The 16,705-nt window shown below is 63.6% G+C and carries 12 protein-coding genes, 1 pseudogene and 1 other annotated feature; of the genes and pseudogenes, 11 read left to right on the top strand and 2 right to left on the bottom strand.

Annotation, left to right across the window (positions count from 1 at the left end):
- Positions 1-231: 231 nt before the first annotated feature.
- From EYZ64_RS32635 to EYZ64_RS08075, 5 genes and pseudogenes are all read left to right on the top strand, one after another.
- Positions 232-336: pseudogene (locus EYZ64_RS32635) on the top strand (aminoglycoside phosphotransferase); the annotation flags it as partial.
- Positions 337-412: 76 nt separating this feature from the next.
- Positions 413-493, top strand: coding sequence for a hypothetical protein (locus EYZ64_RS32630; protein ID WP_353653703.1), 81 nt, complete (start codon positions 413-415; stop codon positions 491-493).
- A 1,079-nt stretch (positions 494-1,572) separates the two neighbouring features.
- A complete protein-coding gene (locus EYZ64_RS08085; RefSeq protein ID WP_135452980.1) occupies positions 1,573-2,202 on the top strand; it encodes a hypothetical protein in 630 nt (209 codons plus the stop codon).
- Entirely contained in the window at positions 2,199-2,786 is a 588-nt protein-coding gene (locus EYZ64_RS08080) for a hypothetical protein (RefSeq protein WP_135452979.1), read from the top strand. Before EYZ64_RS08085 ends, EYZ64_RS08080 begins: the two co-directional genes overlap by 4 nt.
- A 584-nt stretch (positions 2,787-3,370) precedes the next feature.
- The gene (locus EYZ64_RS08075; protein WP_135452978.1) at positions 3,371-4,339 is read left to right on the top strand and encodes a hypothetical protein; all 969 of its coding nucleotides are present in this window, start codon (positions 3,371-3,373) and stop codon (positions 4,337-4,339) included.
- A 234-nt stretch (positions 4,340-4,573) separates the two neighbouring features.
- Here the strand turns inward: EYZ64_RS08075 and EYZ64_RS32625 are convergent, their stop codons facing one another.
- Positions 4,574-4,684 carry a helicase associated domain-containing protein gene (locus tag EYZ64_RS32625; RefSeq protein WP_135459889.1) on the bottom strand — a complete coding sequence of 37 codons (111 nt, stop codon included), beginning with the start codon at positions 4,682-4,684 and terminating at the stop codon, positions 4,574-4,576.
- Positions 4,685-4,735: 51 nt separating this feature from the next.
- On the opposite strand from EYZ64_RS32625, the gene EYZ64_RS08065 reads away from it, so the two are divergent.
- From EYZ64_RS08065 to EYZ64_RS08040, 6 genes are all read left to right on the top strand, one after another.
- Positions 4,736-5,056, top strand: coding sequence for a transposase (locus tag EYZ64_RS08065; protein ID WP_135452977.1), 321 nt, complete (start codon positions 4,736-4,738; stop codon positions 5,054-5,056).
- Positions 5,017-5,145 (top strand) — a sequence feature (AL1L pseudoknot). It overlaps the preceding gene by 40 nt.
- Positions 5,053-5,766, top strand: a complete 714-nt coding sequence (locus EYZ64_RS08060; protein ID WP_167857749.1) for an IS3 family transposase — start codon at positions 5,053-5,055, stop codon at positions 5,764-5,766. (Overlaps the previous feature by 93 nt.) Before EYZ64_RS08065 ends, EYZ64_RS08060 begins: the two co-directional genes overlap by 4 nt.
- A 322-nt stretch (positions 5,767-6,088) precedes the next feature.
- Positions 6,089-7,963, top strand: coding sequence for an ATP-dependent nuclease (locus EYZ64_RS08055; protein ID WP_135452975.1), 1,875 nt, complete (start codon positions 6,089-6,091; stop codon positions 7,961-7,963).
- Complete coding sequence (locus EYZ64_RS08050) at positions 7,956-9,446, top strand: UvrD-helicase domain-containing protein (protein WP_135452974.1); 1,491 nt, start codon at positions 7,956-7,958, stop codon at positions 9,444-9,446. Before EYZ64_RS08055 ends, EYZ64_RS08050 begins: the two co-directional genes overlap by 8 nt.
- Positions 9,447-9,633: 187 nt before the next feature.
- Positions 9,634-10,674, top strand: coding sequence for an LLM class F420-dependent oxidoreductase (locus tag EYZ64_RS08045; RefSeq protein ID WP_135452973.1), 1,041 nt, complete (start codon positions 9,634-9,636; stop codon positions 10,672-10,674).
- Between the two features lie 108 nt (positions 10,675-10,782).
- Complete coding sequence (locus EYZ64_RS08040; RefSeq protein ID WP_210115632.1) at positions 10,783-13,359, top strand: LuxR C-terminal-related transcriptional regulator; 2,577 nt, start codon at positions 10,783-10,785, stop codon at positions 13,357-13,359.
- 13 nt (positions 13,360-13,372) lie between these two features.
- On the opposite strand, the gene EYZ64_RS08035 is transcribed toward EYZ64_RS08040, so the two are convergent.
- The gene (locus EYZ64_RS08035) at positions 13,373-16,543 is read right to left on the bottom strand and encodes an ATP-binding protein (protein ID WP_135452971.1); all 3,171 of its coding nucleotides are present in this window, start codon (positions 16,541-16,543) and stop codon (positions 13,373-13,375) included.
- Between the last annotated feature and the right edge of the window lie 162 nt (positions 16,544-16,705).

The raw sequence follows: 16,705 nt of genomic DNA, 5'->3' as shown, positions 1-16,705 counted from the left end.
TACTGACGCTTTTGGGCTGCGTCACCTGGGCACGGAATTGTCGCGCATCGCATCGAGCCTTGCCGCCTGGGCCTGCTGCCTCAGTACAGTGAGTTCGGGCGACCGAGATCGAGATCACCGCAGAGCTGGTTCGCGACCTGCAGCAGGAGCAACATCCAGACCTTGCAGGGCTGACCATCCGCGAGGTGGCGGGACCAAAAGTGGCGCCTAGGGGACGAATTGGCCGTGCGCATGCTGCGCATGGACCCCACCCCGGAGGTGCAGCTCAACGAGCGGCGGTGGCTACCCGTGTTAGCCCGGCGCCTGCCGCTCCCGGTGCGGTTCGGGGAACCGTCCGAGCACTTCCCCAAGCACTGGACCGTGATGACGTGGGTTCCCGGCAAGCCGCTGGACCACGTGGGAGGGCCCGCAGGTGTGGGTGCACGGCGACCTCCATCCCGCGAACATCGTCGTCTCGAAACGGAACGCTCTCGGGCATCGTCGACTTCGGTGACATGTTCGCCGGCGATCCGGCGTGGGGCTCGCTGCCGCATGGGTGCTGCCCCCGCGGGCACGGCGTCGCGGTTCTTCGGCATGTGCGCGCAAGCAAATGAGGCGGCGATCCGGCGCGCCCGCGGGCTGGTCGCTATGAAGAGCCTCTTCCTGATGCTCATGGGGCAGAACGAAGATCGGGGCCTCCCCGGCGGTAAGCCGAACTAGGACCTGCTGGCCGGGCCGCACTTGATCGTGTTTTGAAGGGCGTTTGATGCACGCGGCCATCTCGGCATCGCTGTCGAGATGCAACGAAGATTGACAAAACACGCCTACCTACTTTGACAAGACTTCGGTGTCCCTCGGAAATTTGTGAGAATGCCTTGCATAATGCCAGGTCACCAGCGCTTGCCCCGATCGATCAACGATAGGCTTGATCGGCCGGCTCCGGCCGCTCCTGTCGATTTTTGAGGTATTTATTTCTGCTTTGATTCGACGGTTGCCTCGACGCCATTTCGCCCAGCTTCGCGTTGAAATTGGCCTGAGCGGGCCATCAATATCTACTCAGCCACACTCATCGACGCGATTGCGAACCAAACACTCGTCACCAACGGCGATCCCGAAGCGATCGCCAACCTAGCCACCGCATTCGAACTGGACCCACCAGTTGCTCAGCCCCGGTGAGATGCCGGGGTAAAAAGTCCGATCAAACACTAGAGGCGTTATGGCAGCTATGAATACCACCATTCGCGTCGAGGGCCGGCCAACCCCACTACTCGATATGCCCCGAAAGCCACCCGTCTATGACAATTTCGGGGGATCATAGTGCCAACGAGACGCCATTTTCGGGGCGGCGTCCGAGGTCAATCGTGTCCAGGAGTACTCATGCCGAACTGTTATCCGTGCACGGTAGGCATCACCTATCACGACCCCGAAGCTATCGGCGTCTGCTCCATTTGCAACAACCTGGCTTGCGCCGGACACGGGGGTCGCCTGCTAGGCGTACCTCAGTTCAAATGCGGCACATGCATAACTGGGATCTGCACCATCAGTTCCGGGGGCCAGAACCCCCCTCGGCCTCCCCCACCTGGCGGGCTGCCGGTGAACAACCCTCAGCCACCGGATCAACCCGGCGGTCAGGGTGTCAGGTTCACCAGCTCACTCGACTTTGAAATCCAGCTACCGCTGCTGGCCCGGGTGTCCGCTCGATGGCGCCGCGAGATCTTCCGCGAGTCACTTTATGAGTCCTTGCGTCGACTGTTCGCGCTGCTCCTAGACGACAACGGAGCCCGAGACGAATTCCTCACGCGAGCGCGAGAGACATTGCATGAGCCCGTAGAAGTGCGCGCACAGGAACAAATGGCCCAGAGCGACCGTCTCGGCCTGGTATTCGAGGAACGTGGCGGGCTAGATGCCCTGACCAACACTGGGATTCAGAACATCATCGCCCGAGTGCAGCAGTGGTTTGTCGATGGTCTTCCCGACTGGATGGCACGGATCCATGAACCAGTGGACCAGACAGTCTGGATCGGTGAGCGGTTCGGGTCCGGCGGTGCGATCGATATCTTGCTGCTCGCTGATGCACTCGGACTCAACGCCTACATGTGGAACCTTGCTCCTGGGCAATCGCCGTTCGAAAAGTTGGAGGTCGTCGTCGGAGTCGATACGGGAACGCTTGTCCTGTCTGATCTTTACGCACAGTCCATGCCAGTGGTCCAGGGCATGGCATGACCACGAAATCGGCGAAGGCGCCCAAAGCCCCGCGGTGGATGAATGGAGCGATCGAAGGCAAAGTCACCTTGTCAACCGGCGTCGCGGGCGTGGCATTTCCGAGTACATGGGTGCAAGCAAGTGGTGGTAAGCCGCCGAACCCGCTGGTAATGGGCCGCAGTGACGGCGGCGGTAAACGCCTTGTTTCAGCATCATCCATATATCAAGCGACGCAGGGTGAAGTTGAATACGCAGAAAAACTCCCGGAGGCTCACGGCCCAATTGAGATAGGCATCCCGGTGGCGGCCGATGTTTACAACAAGCTGTCGGCTGCCGGTGACAGCCAGGGCTTTGTCAAGGTGAAGTTCAAACATGCTTGTTTCTGGACACGGGTCAGGTACGTTCCGGGAGCCCTCGGGGCCTTCATCGGAGCGCTGGCCACCTTGATGGCTGCTGTCGTCAGCGGAACTGTGGCTGTTGTCAGCGGCCTGAGTAAGCCCTCAGCCCCAATGTGGATGTACGTCGCAGCCTTTGCAGTGCTCATGCTAGTGGCGATGGTCGGTTTCATTGTGAATGTCCGCGATAGAACGAAGGCGCCGAAATGACCGAATCGACAGGCCACCAGCCTGATCCGCCGAACAGATGTGGTGGTCGTGAGGTAACGCCGTACCGACCGCCGCCTGCCCCCAACCCATTCGCTGCAGGGCAGCCTAGTTTCGTGCAGCTAGACCTTGGCGGGCCGGTAAGTGGTGGACAAGTCGGGATTCCATCGAAATCGCTTACTACCGGTTCTTGTTGACCGATGACGAGTTCCACGCCTTGACACAACGCCAACTCGGCAACCTTTGCTTGTCGAGATGCAACGAAGTTTGACAAGACACGCCTGACTAGATTGACAGAACTTCGGGGTGTCGTTGATGCCTGTCAATCTTCACTGCATAAGCCCAGTTCAGTGGGTTCCGGCACGCATCAGAGTTGCAGGCGCAACGACACATCTACGGCCGCTGCAGTGAGACCGTTGGCCAAGCCGTTCCACGCCGGCGTAAACCGCCAGCAAATCGGGCGGCTGCGGCCGGGTCAGACGCTACGGAACACCGGGGCGACTGTTGGGCCACAGCACAGTGACATCGCTGCAGTAGCGCGCCGGATATTAAGGGCCGCGCATCGAGAATCCTGAGAAGATTGCAGGGTGGTCAACGATTCCAGGGTCAACGCAGTGGCGCCCGACTGGTCGAAACTCATGCATATCGGAGTGCACCAAGGAGACCTTCCGTTGCGGCCCGACTTGCACGAACTTGGTCTCGACGAAGTCCATCGGATTTGCAACCGCGCCTGGGGCTATAGCAGAGCCGACTTCGAGCCGAACCCTTTCGTCTCAGTAGCGACTAGCCAGTGGAGAGAGACATGTGCACTCGCAGGCTCCATCGCTGAGTCACTGATGCTCAGCGCTGCCGGCTATCTCGAGGCAGAGTGGCACAGCCGCGCGATTGCCGCCCATACCGAGCCGGCCGGAATGTCGCTCGCACAACGCTATCTCGCCGACGCGTCCGTCGACACAGCCGTCAGCGTCGGACACCGTCTCATCAACTTCGTTGCTCGGGTCGCGCGAACCAACCCAACTGCACGAGAACGGTTTGCCCTGGCCGACAAATTGATACCGCTCGCAGAAGATTACGAGCCATTTATCACCGAAGCCCACTCAGCGTGGCTGTCGCTTAACGCCGACACGCTACGGGCATTGCGCAAGGCAACACCAGCGATCCACCAAGGTTCTGTAGCTGCGCTCCACACACTCATCTCAACTCCAATTTGGAAATCGTTATCCGCTATCAGGGCCGAAAACTTCCACCGCTGGCGCAAAGAGCATGAATCAGTGCGGGGAGTCGACCAGAATTCGGGACGGGCAACTGACTATCACGACCATGCCGGAAACGTCATAGGCCGCCGCGTTTCCGCGAAACGTCGCGGTCATCAGATCAGCGACGGGTTGACTGATCGCACAACACAACTCGCCGGCGAGGGTGTCCGGACAATCGCCACCGCCGTCGACTCTGTAATCACGGATACACTCGCCAATCTGCGTCAGCTCACCAACGGCTTCGTGCTGAACCTAGACCCCAACGGAAATATTCTCAGCATGGGCGGCATCGGCACCTGACGGCCGGGCCAATCCCGGGGTGTGGTGTGTACTCAGTAGTCACCAATTGCGCCAACGCGATGCGGCTCCTTCGGAGTGTCAGGGCGGTGATGGCGCCAGTCGCATCACTTACGCACGATCAATACAGATCAGTGGGACGCGTCTGGTCTAATGGAACAAACCGATTCTCAGAGCGTTTCCGGGAAGCGGCTGGCGGCTCCCTATGCGACAGTATGTGGCGCTCGACGAGCCAACCTAGCGGACATTCCAGACCCAGCCTTTAACCTCATTCAACTGGCGCTCCCGTTCCGGACTTAACGTCCCCTTCGCACGATTCCTCCGCTGCGCGGCCACCCACGCCCCCAGTGAATCGCCCCGGTGAGTCCGGAGACTTCATCTCTTGTGAAGGATGGAGTCATGGCAGGTTCGAGGAAGTATCCGGCTGAGCTGCGTGAACGGGCCGTGCGGATGGTCGCTGAGGTGCGCGATCAGCATTCGTCGGAGTGGGCAGCGATCGAGTCGGTGGCGACCAAGCGGGGCATCGGCACCCCGCAGACCTTGTTGACGTGGGTGCGCCGGGACCGGATCGACTCCGGCACTCGACCCGGGGTGACAAGCGACATGGCCGAAGAGCTGCGCAAGCTGCGAGCGGAGAACCGAGAACTCAAGCGGGCCAACGATATTCTGAAATCTGCATCGACTTTCTTCGCGGCGGAGCTCGACCGCCGCAATCGGTGATCCTCGACTACATCGATACCCATAAACAGGAGTACGGCGTCGAGCCGATCTGCTGTGTGCTGTCCGCGCATGGTTGCAAGATCGCGCCGTCCACCTACTACGACGGCTGCGCCCGCCGCAGCCAGCCGTCCAAGCGGCAGGTGCGCGACGAGGAGCTCAAGGTCGAGATCGCCCGGGTGCACCGGCAGAACTATGCGGTCTACGGGGCACGCAAGGTGTGGCTGCAATGCCGCGGTGAAGGAATCGAGGTGGCTCGCTGCACCGTCGAACGATTGATGGGCGAACTCGGCCTGCACGGCGCTCGCCGTGGGAAGGTCAAGCGCACCACGATTGCCGATCCGCAAGCGGTCCGGCCCGATGACCTGGTGGGCCGCCACTTCTGTCCGAATGCACCGCGGAAGCTCGGAATTGATGTTCATGCCCTCGGTGACATGGGCATCGGGGTATGCTCTCGCTTGCAGTCCGAAATATTCTCGGCCCGGCATCGACACAAGGCTTTGCGAGGAAACGTCACCGAAGTTCTCGCCTTATCGTGCCCCCGTCGAGCGCCGAACAGCCTGGCGCGCCGCGGCCGTCGGCGACACTGCCATCACCCAGTGGCGAATCCGACGTCCGCAAAGCGCTTCGGTGCTAGGGTTGCCGTCGCTCGTACCGTGAGACCAACTAGACAGTCTGCAGTCACGGTTAGTGGCGACGCGTGTACTGCCTAGGGACAGGAGCTCTGCGATCATGTTTTTCGGTTTGCTGTTCATAGCGGCGACCCGGTGACTCAAGCGCCGAAGTTCATTCGCGCAGTGCCGAAGTGCCCGACAAGGCAATGACAACCTGAGAGCTGTCCCCTGTCGCTACGGCATCATCGGGTACATGCCGCACCCAGTCCGCCGCTGTGCAGCAATGTTCGAACCCAGACCGGGTGAATTGCCGGCACGGACGCAGATCGGGTTTATCTGCAGATCGATCAACGGCGAACCCGACTGTTGATGACGGACAAGTAGATGCTCTTGACTCGCTATTCCATTCAGTGAGGTTTGTATGAGAATTCGCCGTATCGATATTCAGAACTTCCGCGGCATCAAGTCCGCGTCGTGGCGACTCCCGAAGGGCCGCAGGCTTTTCGCCCTCATCGGCCCTGGTGACTCGACGAAGACGACGCTCCTGACGGCCATCGAGCGGACGCTGCACGACCGGGCGGGTATGACGTTCGTCGACACGGATTTCTACGGGGCCGCGGTTGATGAACCCATTCGGATTCGGGTGGCGATTGGCGACCTACCGGATGAGCTCATTGCGATGGACACGTTCGGCACCTTCCTAGCCGGCATCGATGACTCTGGTGAATGGATGCACGACCCGGTCGATGAGTCGGAACGGTGCGTGATCGTGGAGCTTCTCGTCGAGGCCGACCTTGAGCCTGTGTGGCAGTCCTACCGGCCACCACTGGGCGGGTCGCAGGACGAGGACGAAGAACCGCATCCGGTGCGCGCACGACACCGAGCTCGAATGACCGCGTACCGCATCGACGATCGCGTCGATGCTCACCTGCGCTGGTCGACGACATCGTCGCTCGGCAAGCTCACCGCAAAGCGCGGCGACACGAAAGCGACTCTGACTGCCGCAAGCCGCGCTGCGCGGGACGCAGCCGCGGCTGCGGTCACCGAGGATCTCAAGGTCCTTGCGCAGGAAGTACAAGAAGCCGTCCAGGCCATCGGGACCGCCAAGTTCGACGAGCTGAAGCCCGGCCTTGACGTGTCGCTATCTAGCACGCGGGGAAACCTCGCACTGTTTGAGGGGGACGTGCCGCTCACCAATTTCGGACTCGGCACCCGTCGGTTGACGGGTGCTGCGACCCAGCAGCTCGCCAACGGTGGCACAGCCACGCTCCTAGTCGACGAAGTGGAGTACGGCCTGGAACCCCACCGCCTCATACATCTACTGACTTACTTGAGGGACAGAGACGCTTTCTCGCAGGTGTTCATTACGACTCACTCGCCGACCGCGTTGCGACACCTCGAACCCGACGACCTGACCATGGTTCGTTCCACCGCGGCTGGAACCACCCAGATTCGATCACTCGGCGACCCACTTAGTCTGCGAGGGTTGCTCAAACGCAGTCCTGAGGCGTTCCTGTCGCGCCGGATCGTGATCAATGAGGGCAAGACCGAGTATGGCGTAGTGCTGCGACTGCTACAGGAGTGGGACAACCGCCCGGAGCAGACCATCCCATCGGCCGCCCTTGGGGTGGTGGCGTTGGAGGGGGACGGTGGCACCGGGTCCTGCAAGTGGGCGAAGGAGTTCCTCAGCGTAGGTTACGAAGTCGTCCTGTTCATCGACAGCGACGACCCGAATGCGAACGCATTGGTGCCCGGTGTGCAACAACTCGGCGGCGTGGTAGTTCAGTGGCCCGGGGACGAGTGCATCGAATCGGCGGTCTGCTCCCAACTCGACGAAACTGGCCTCAATGCCTACATCGCGGCCGCCCTCGACGTCGCCGAGGACCCTGATGCATCCCGGCCGTCGTTCACCGACAACCTACGCAAGCACGCCGTCCTCGATGGCGTCACGCCGGAGGGCGTTGAGATCCTAGACATGACCACGTGGACGGCTGCGGGGATCAGCGTGGAAGCTTGCCGAGCCGCGGTCGCTCTGGTGTCGAAGTCGAAAAGCTGGTTCAAACGCGTCGACAAGGGACAACGTCTAGGAACTTTCGTCTTGGAAACCCCAGCGCTGCAGACGGGCCTGTTCAAGAAGACGGTCGACGAACTCAGAGCTGCGATCTACGCACAGTCGGTGCCCGAACAGCCGACCACGAATCCCGACTCCGACGGCAACGAGACGCAGTCGGAAGCACCGACGAGCCATCCGGGTGCCACTGAACCACCGGTCGCGCCCGGATCTGCAGATGCCTGAGGAGATCTCACCTGAACTGGCGGCGGACGCGGCTGCGTTCGCCGCTGCGCTGCCAGCCTCAATCGAAATGCCGGCCGGTGCTGGGAAGACCCACCTGCTGTCCGCGACCACCAAGCACATCATCGAAGCGGGCGGTCGTGTGCTGGTTCTGACGCACACCAATGCGGGCGTATACGCCATCAACTCACGCCTGAGGCGGTTCGGCATCGCTAAGAGCGTCCAGGTTTCGACCATCACCTCGTTTGCGTTCCGCCTCGCACGTGCCTACCCACAGCTGGGTCGGCTGCGTGTCCCCCGGGTGATGGTTCCGTCGCAGTCGCAGTCCTATGTCGAAGCGGCCACCAGAGTCGCAGAGAGCGAAAACATCCGAGCCGTGCTGGCCGCCTCGTTCACTCACTTACTCGTTGACGAGTACCAGGACTGTAGCGAGACGCATCACGCATTCGTCGCTGCTGTCCGTGCAGCTGTCCCGGCAACAGGGGTGTTCGGCGATCCATTGCAGGCCATTTTCGGGTTTAACGAGCGACTCGCCGACTGGGCCGCCGTACAGGTTGAGCTGCCACCCCACCCGACGACGATCAAGCCGAACCGATGGTACGGCCACAACGAGGAGCTCGGACACTGGCTCTTGGAGATCCGCCCCCACATGGTCCCCGGCCACGTGGTGAGGTGGAACAACATCGCCCTCCCGACCGGTGTGACATTCCAAAACATCTCCGGAAACCCCCAAGGCGTGCTGAAAGCCGCCCTCACGGCCCGGGCCTCGGACGAGACTGTCCTCATCATCGCTTCCCGCGCCGACACTGCCCGCACGATCGCTGGCAATCTCAACGGAGCCTTCACCGTGATGGAAGAGATCGCCGGAAAATTCATGGCCACGCATTTGCACGGCTTGGCCAACGTCAGCCCAACCGAATACCCACTGTGGCTGTTCGACCTGACCAAATCGTGCCATTGCGGCCACGGCGTCCTCGACACCCAGACTCTGAGAAAACGCTACGCGAAAGGTAAAACCGCGAGCGATCTGCTGGCCGGCGGCTCAAGTAGTAGGGCTGGCGCTGAGCCTGCGATCCGTGCGCTCGATTCGGTCGTGCTGGATCCGACGCTGCCGACCTTGGCCGCTGCAATGGCCGCCGTGCCCACATCGCCAGCGCTGCAACTACATTCACACGAGGCCTGGTACGACGTGCAGGCGTCGATCCGCGGAGCGACAACTCGCGGAGACGACACCGGAGTATTGCTGGACGAGCTCGCCAAGGTACGTGAGGTGCTCAGATACGCCGGTCGGCGCGAACGTAGGCGCATCATCTCCCGCACCCTCTTGGTTAAAGGGCTGGAATACGACCACGTCATCATCGCGAACGTCAACGAGCATGCGAGCATTAACGATCTTTATGTAGCACTCTCGCGAGCGCGTAAGACAATCACTATTCTGGGAGCTAGCGACACCCTCAAGCTGCAACGGTCACCCAACGGCCGCTGAGAAGCACCACTTCGGTTCGCAACGCCCCGGCACTCTCTGTCTGAGCCCTTGTGCGCACTACCGCCAGTCCGGCGACACTCTACGTCGAACCGGATCTGAACCTTGCCGATCACCGCAACCGATGAGGCTGACCGCGTAACACCCGCCACAATCCCAACCAACCGGTTGATTGTGATATAACCCCTTCATGCGGACAGGCATCTTCCTGAGTTATGCCGGCGGCTTCAAAGAGGCTGCCGACCAAGTCGTCGAACTGGAGAAGGTGGGCATCGACATCGCCCTGGTCGCCGAGGCGTACTCCTACGATGCGATCAGCCAGCTCGGCTACCTGGCCGCCAAGACCTCCACCATGGAGCTCGGCACCGGGGTGGTCCCGATCTACACCCGCACGCCGGCCCTGATGGCCATGACCGCGGCCGGTGTCGACTACGTGTCCGACGGCCGGTTCCGCCTCGGCATCGGCACCTCCGGCCCGCAGGTCATGGAAGGCTTCCACGGCGTACCGTTCGACGCGCCGCTGGGCCGCACCCGCGAGGTGGTCGAGATCTGCCGCAAGGTGTGGCGCCGCGAGAACCTGGATTATGACGGCAAGTACTACCAGCTGCCACTGCCCGCCGACCGCGGCACCGGCTTGGGCAAGTCGCTGCATTTGATCAATCACCCTGTCCGTGACCGCATTCCGATCACCATCGCGGCCCTGGGACCCAAGAACGTCGAGTTGACCGCAGAGATCGCCGAGGGCTGGCAACCGGTGTTCTACCTCCCGGAGAAGGCCGACGAGGTCTGGGGCGACGCGCTGCGGGCCGGGTCCGCCAAGCGCGATCCGGCACTCGGGCCGCTGGACGTCATGGTCAGCGCCAGCCTGGCCATCGGCGACGACGTCGATGACCGGCTCGCCTGGGCGAAACCCCAACTGGCGCTGTATATCGGCGGCATGGGCGCACGCGGGCAGAACTTCTACCACAAGCTGGCCACCCGGTACGGCTACGGCGAGGTGGCCGACCACATCCAGGACCTGTTCCTGGCCGGCAAGAAGGCCGAGGCCATCGCAGCCGTCCCCGACGACCTGGTGCGCAACGTGTCGCTGGTCGGACCGAAGGGATTCGTCAAGGAGCGGCTCGCCGCCTACGCCGAAGCCGGGGTGACCACGATGCTGGTGCACCCGCTGGCCACCGATACGGCCGAGACCGTGAAGTTCTGCGAGGAGCTCGTCTCGCTCACCCGCTAGAGCCGGGGCCGTATCAGGGCGGTTCCCAGAATCGGCCCCTGAGTTCCCTGACGCTCATAAGCTGCAACAGTGCGTTTGACGTGGCCGTTAACCGGACGCGCCGAGGAGATGGGCACCATCGAGGCTGCTCTTTCGGCTCCGGGCGTCTCCGGCATCCTCATGTGCGGGGCCGCAGGGGTGGGAAAGAGCCGGGTCGCGCGGGAAGCATTGGCGGCCGCCACCGCACGGGGCCACGAGTGCCGCTGGGTGGTGGGCACATCCTCGGCGCAGTCCGTCCCGCTCGGCGCCTTCAGCACGTGGGCCACATCGGGCACCACCGACACGATCCGGTTGTTGCGCGAAGTGATCGAATCGCTGACCGCGACGCCTTCCGGGGCGCCGGTGGTGGTCGGTGTCGACGACGTCCACCTGCTCGACGAACTGTCGACATTCGTCGTGCACCAGGTAGTGCAACGAGGCGCAGCGAAGCTCATTCTCACGATTCGCGACGAGCCGAATTCGGCTGCGCTACTGGAGATATTGAAACTCGGCCAGTTCGACCGGCTCGACCTCCAGCCGCTCACCATCGAGGAAACCTCGACCCTTCTGTCGACCGTCCTCAGCGGACCGATGGACCCTCATGCCGCCCGACGCCTGTGGACCCTGACCCAGGGCAACGCGCTGTACCTGCAGAACATCGTCGAGCAAGAGATCGCCGACGGTCGATTGGTTCGGCAGCACGGCGTTTGGCAATGGACCGGTGACCCGGTCATGCCGCCCGGGCTCGTGGAGCTGATCGAATCCCGAATCGGCGACCTGCCCACTCCGGTCGGCGACGTGGTCGACGCGCTCGCGGTCGGAGAGCCCATCGGACTTGCTGCGCTGCAACGCATCACCGCACCATCGGCCGTCGAAGATGCGGACACCCGCGGACTCATCACACTCGATCCGGTCGCCGGCGGCGTGGAGATCCGCGTCGCGCATCCGCTCTACGGGGAGGTGCGGCGCAGGCGCGCGCCCGAAACCCGCCTCCGGCGTCTACGCGGCCTGGTCGCCACAGAACTCGCCTCAACCGCTGACCGCGACGATCTTCGGGTCGTGGTGCGCCGCGCCACCCTCAGCCTCGATTCCGACCTCACCCCTGACCACGAGTTGCTCGTCCGGGCCGCCCATGGGGCCGTCTGGCTGGCCGATCTCCCCCTCGCCGACCGCCTCGCCGAGGCTGCGATCCATGCCGGCGCCGGACCGGAACCGAATTTCGTTCGCGCCCATGCCCTGTCATGGCTGGGCCGCGGCGAGGAGGCGGAAGCGGTACTCGCCCGGATCGACCCCGACCCGCTCACCGAAACCGAGCGCGCGCGACTCGCTTTTCTGCGGGCCAGCAACATGCTGTGGGCACTCGGCTCCCCCGCCGAAGCCAAGCGCCTGATCACCGAGGCATCCCGGGCCCTCTCACCTCAGGCCCGCATCATCTACACCGATGCCTTCCTCTCGGTATATGCGTTTGCGACGGATGACCCGCACGGAGCGATGGAGTACGCGGAAACCCTCGATCTCGAACGACTTCCCGCGATCGTCGGCGCGGAGATCGCCTGGGTGGTAGCCGCCGTCTCCGCGGATGCGGGCCGCACCACCGCGGCCGTCGCCGCCGCAGAAACCGGCTATTCGGTTGCGGAACGATCTCTCGACGCTCCGCAGATGAGGTTCAACATCGCCGACGCCCACGTCAGCGCGCTGCTGTTGTCCGGCCAAGTCCACGCCGCGATCGACCTGGCCGACCGCCTACGAGCGCAGGCCGCCGATCTTCCGGGCACCGCGCAGTTACTCGGTGCCGCGGTGGCGGGCCGGGCCGCCCTCGGCGCTGGTGACCTGCCCACCGCATGCGCGCTGCTCGAACAGGCGACATCGGGCCTGTCCAGCGCGGGGTACCTCACCGGCTGGGCTTACCGCTACCAGGTCACTCAGGCCACCGCGCTCGCCTTGCGCGGCGCGACAGACGAGGCGGCTGCCCACCTGGCCGCGCTCGACGAACGGCCACGCAGATTCCGGTTGTTGGATTACGAACGTGCCATCGCCCGGGCTTGGGTGGCGGGGAGCCAGGGTGCGGTCAGCGAGGCGATCTCACTGACCATGGCGGCGGCCCAACAGGCCCGCACCACAGGGCAATTCGCAGCAGAGGTGTTCTGCCTGCAGACCGCCGCGCAGTTCGGCGATCGGTCCGGCGTCGCGCGGTTGCGGGAACTCGAATCAACCGTGGAGGGACCCCGCGTCGTCCTCGCAGCTCGATTCGCCGAAGCCCTGCACAAGTCGAACGCCGCCGAGTTGTCGAACGTATCAGTGGATTTCGAGAAGATCGGTGACCTCGTCACCGCAATCGACTGCGCCGCTCATGCCTCTCTGGTGTATCGCGTCCAAGGTCTGCGAGGATCGGCGCTGAAGTGCTCGACGCGCGCCACCGACCTTGCCGAACGCTGCGGTGTCAGCACTCCGGCCCTCCGCGCAGCCGCCGAGACCCTGCCGCTGACCAACCGAGAACGAGAAATCGTGTCGCTGATCGCCGAGGGTTTGTCCAACCAGGCAATCGCCGCGCGGCTGACGCTTTCGGTGCGCACCGTGGAAAGCCACATCTACCGGGCGATGCTCAAGACGGAGACCACCAGTCGTGAAGACATCGCAAGCCTCCTCCGGCACAAGAAGCACTCGTGACACCATTGACGCATCACGACGCAGCATTGCTCATGCCGTCTGCCCAATCGATATGCCCTTCGAAGCCAAAGGTTTCCGCCATCGCACGGTAACGGGGCACCAGGCCCCGAAAGGCGATGTCGTCACCGCGGGCCCTAGCCAGCAGCGCATTCAGCCGCAGTAGCGTGATGTCACGGATCGCCGAGTCCTGCTCGGCCCGAAGGTCGCTCAATCGGTCGATCGTTGTTTGAGCCTCGGCCAGGTCGCAGTCGGCGCCACGATCCAGCAGCACCTCCACCAGCGCCGCGGTTCCGAATACTCCATACCCGGGCCGGCCTGCCTGATGTAGATCGTCCGCGGCCTGGCGCATCACCGGTATGGCAGCATCGCGATCGCCGCGTCTGGCCATCTCACGGCCGATCAACAACTCGGTGACCGGCACCAGGGAGGGCATACGTTCACGCTGTCGGTCGCGGGCCTCCACAGCCAGTTCCAGCCCGCGGTCACGTTCGGCCCGGGAGTTTCGACACAACAGCGCGCTGCCCAACGCGTACTCGGCGAAGACCAATGCGATGTCACTGCTGGCCATTTTCGCGGTCTGCAGCGCCTCCTCGATCGTGCGCAGTGCGGCGTCATCGGCCTGAAGCACCCCGTAGGCCAAATCCAGTCCGTAGGTCCAGCTGACGATCACGGCGAAGGTTGCCGGATCGCTGTCTCGGGCCATCGTGACAGCGTCGTCGACGTCCTGCCGCCATCCTGGTCGACCCAACCACCACCGCGCGACGCCGCGAAATGCGACCGCAATCGACAACGGTGCTCCGAACCCGAAACCGGCACCCTTGGTCGGATCGCCCTCGGCCAGGTCGATGAGGATCTGCGACCACCGCAGGATCTCGCCGAACTCACCGACACTGAACCAGTTGGCGAACGCGACAAACGCCAACCCGATGCTCAGGGCGGGATCGCCGACCGATTCGAGTAGCGCCATCTGCTCGGATGCCAACCGCGCGCCCTCCGAACGCCCAGCGTAGAGAAGCTCGGTGGCCAGACCGGTCATGCCGATGGCCAGCGAAACCTTGTCCCCGGCCTCGTCACACAACTCGCGCAGCTCCTCGAAGCGGCCGCGGGTTTCGTGGGCGGCACGGGCCTGCCAGTCGGTGGCACAGAGCATGGCGCGCGGCGCGATCCGCATCGGCAGTAGGTCGGGGTCGTCGGCCGGCAGATCGTCGGCGATCCGACAGGCCCGCTCCCAACTGAGCCGCGCGGCAGCGACATCCCGGTGGGTGGACCACCCGGCGGCACGCATGTGCCAGCGGTACGCGGCGCGCAGCTCACCTGCGCACTCAAGATGTTCGCCGATCAGCGCGGCGTTCTGGTCGGCGGCTTCCGGGCTGCGCGCTTCGATGGCAGCGGCCAAGCGCCGATGCAAGTCGGCGCGATCCGATTTGAGCTGCGATTCGTAGGCCACCGCGCGGATCAACGGATGACGGAACGCATACCCGGCTTGCCGCATGGCATCTACCTGGTCAACCAACTCCGCGTGCAGCAGCTCATCCACATCCACCTCGATCCCCAATGCCCCCAACAACTCAGCCTGAAAGCGGACACCGATCACCGATGCCGCACACACCGTCCGCTTGGCCGCGGCGCTCAGCCGGTCGATACGCGCCTCGATGGCTGCCTGCACCGTGGCGGGCACACTCACCTCGGCGACGTCCACCCGGCACACGTAATCGCCGTGATCGCCGGTCAGCACTCCGCGCTGGACCAACTCACGCACCATCTCCTCGGCGAAGAACGGGTTTCCCGCTGCCCTGTCGGCGATGATCGCCGTCAGCGCACCGACCGAATGATGCGAACCCAGCAGCTCGCCCAACAGCGCTGTAATCTCCGAATCATTCAGCGGGACAAGGGCTATCGTCTGCTCGCCAGGCATCTTCGACAGTGTGCCCTGATAGTCGGGGCGGAAGGTGATCACTACCAGCGACGGGGTGTCAGGTAGGACGGTGAGGAGTTCTGCCAGCATCGACTCACTGGCTGTGTCGATCCAGTGGGCGTCCTCAATGATGACCAGCACCGGTCCGGTGCGTGCACGTGTGGCCGCATTGAGCAATGCCGTCAGACGCCGCCGCCGCGCGTCCGAGTCGATCTGCGGTGGCGACACCGAGGGATCGGCAATCCCGAGAAGATCATCGAGCAACAGCAGATCCTGCGGGTCGGCGTCCGGAATTCGTTCACGAACCCGGGCCCGCGCCGCTTCACCGTGAAGGTCAGCCACGCCGGTGCCCTCGCGCAGCAGCCGTGCCACGGCGTGGAAGGGAACGTCGCGTGCATGGGATTCACAGAAGGTCCAGAACACCGGTACCCCACGGCCTGATGCGAGTGTGGCGGCCTCCCGCGCGAACCGGCTTTTGCCGATACCCGGTGGCCCCGCCACTGTCACCACACTGCCGCCGCCATCGATCGCACGGTCCAGCGCGGCGTCAAGCGAAGCGATCTCCCGACGGCGGCCGACCAGGCTCGCTTCTCCGCGCGATACCGTCCCGCGGCCCGGATTCGTCCCGAGCAACCGGCGTGCCGGCACGGGTCGGTCACTACCTTTGATGTGGACCAGTTCCGGCGGACCCAAGACTGCGGCATGTTCGACCAGTCGCGCCGTGGACCCCGACAACATCACTCCACCCGGCGGCGCCACCGATTCCATCCGCTGCGCAAACCCGACCGGCTCACCGGTGGTGGTGTAACCCAACGAGCCCGACCCGATTTCTCCTGCGATCACCCGACCCGAGTTCAGGCCCACCCGAATTCGCAGGGTCACTCCGTCGCGCCGCGAAATCTCCTCGGCCAACCGGCTCGCCTCATCCTGGATGCCCAATGCCGCCAGACACGCCCGAAAGGCGTGGTCCTCCAACGCCGCCGGGGCCCCGAACACCGCCATCAACCCGTCGCCGGTGAACTCCACGGTCCCGCCGCCGTAGCGGCGCACCATCGACGTCGACCGCTCCACGAGCTCGGTCATGATCTGACGCCAACGCTCCGGATCCAAGGTGGCGGCGAGGTCCATCGACCGCACGACATCGGCGAACAACACCGTGACCTGCTTGTACTCCGCGGTACCAAGGACCGGGGTACCGCACTCGTCGCAGAACCTGGCGTTCGCTCGCAGACCGGTACCGCAGGACCCGCATGCCGCGTCCGCCGTCATCCCAGAACCGCCGATCTTGGGTTCGTGCACCCTCGATTGGCCAAGGATAAGGCGCGCCTCAACGAGGAATGGCGATATTGACACCGCCGTCGGACGCACTGGGTGATACCGCTACGCAGCCTCCCCAGAATGCAGTACCGCACTACTCACTCCGTCCGGCCG

The sequence above is a fragment of the Mycobacterium sp. DL99 genome, from assembly GCF_004762045.1.
Lineage (GTDB): Bacteria > Actinomycetota > Actinomycetes > Mycobacteriales > Mycobacteriaceae > Mycobacterium.
Note: the sequence above shows the minus strand (reverse complement) of the source record. Positions and strands in the feature narration are given on the sequence as shown.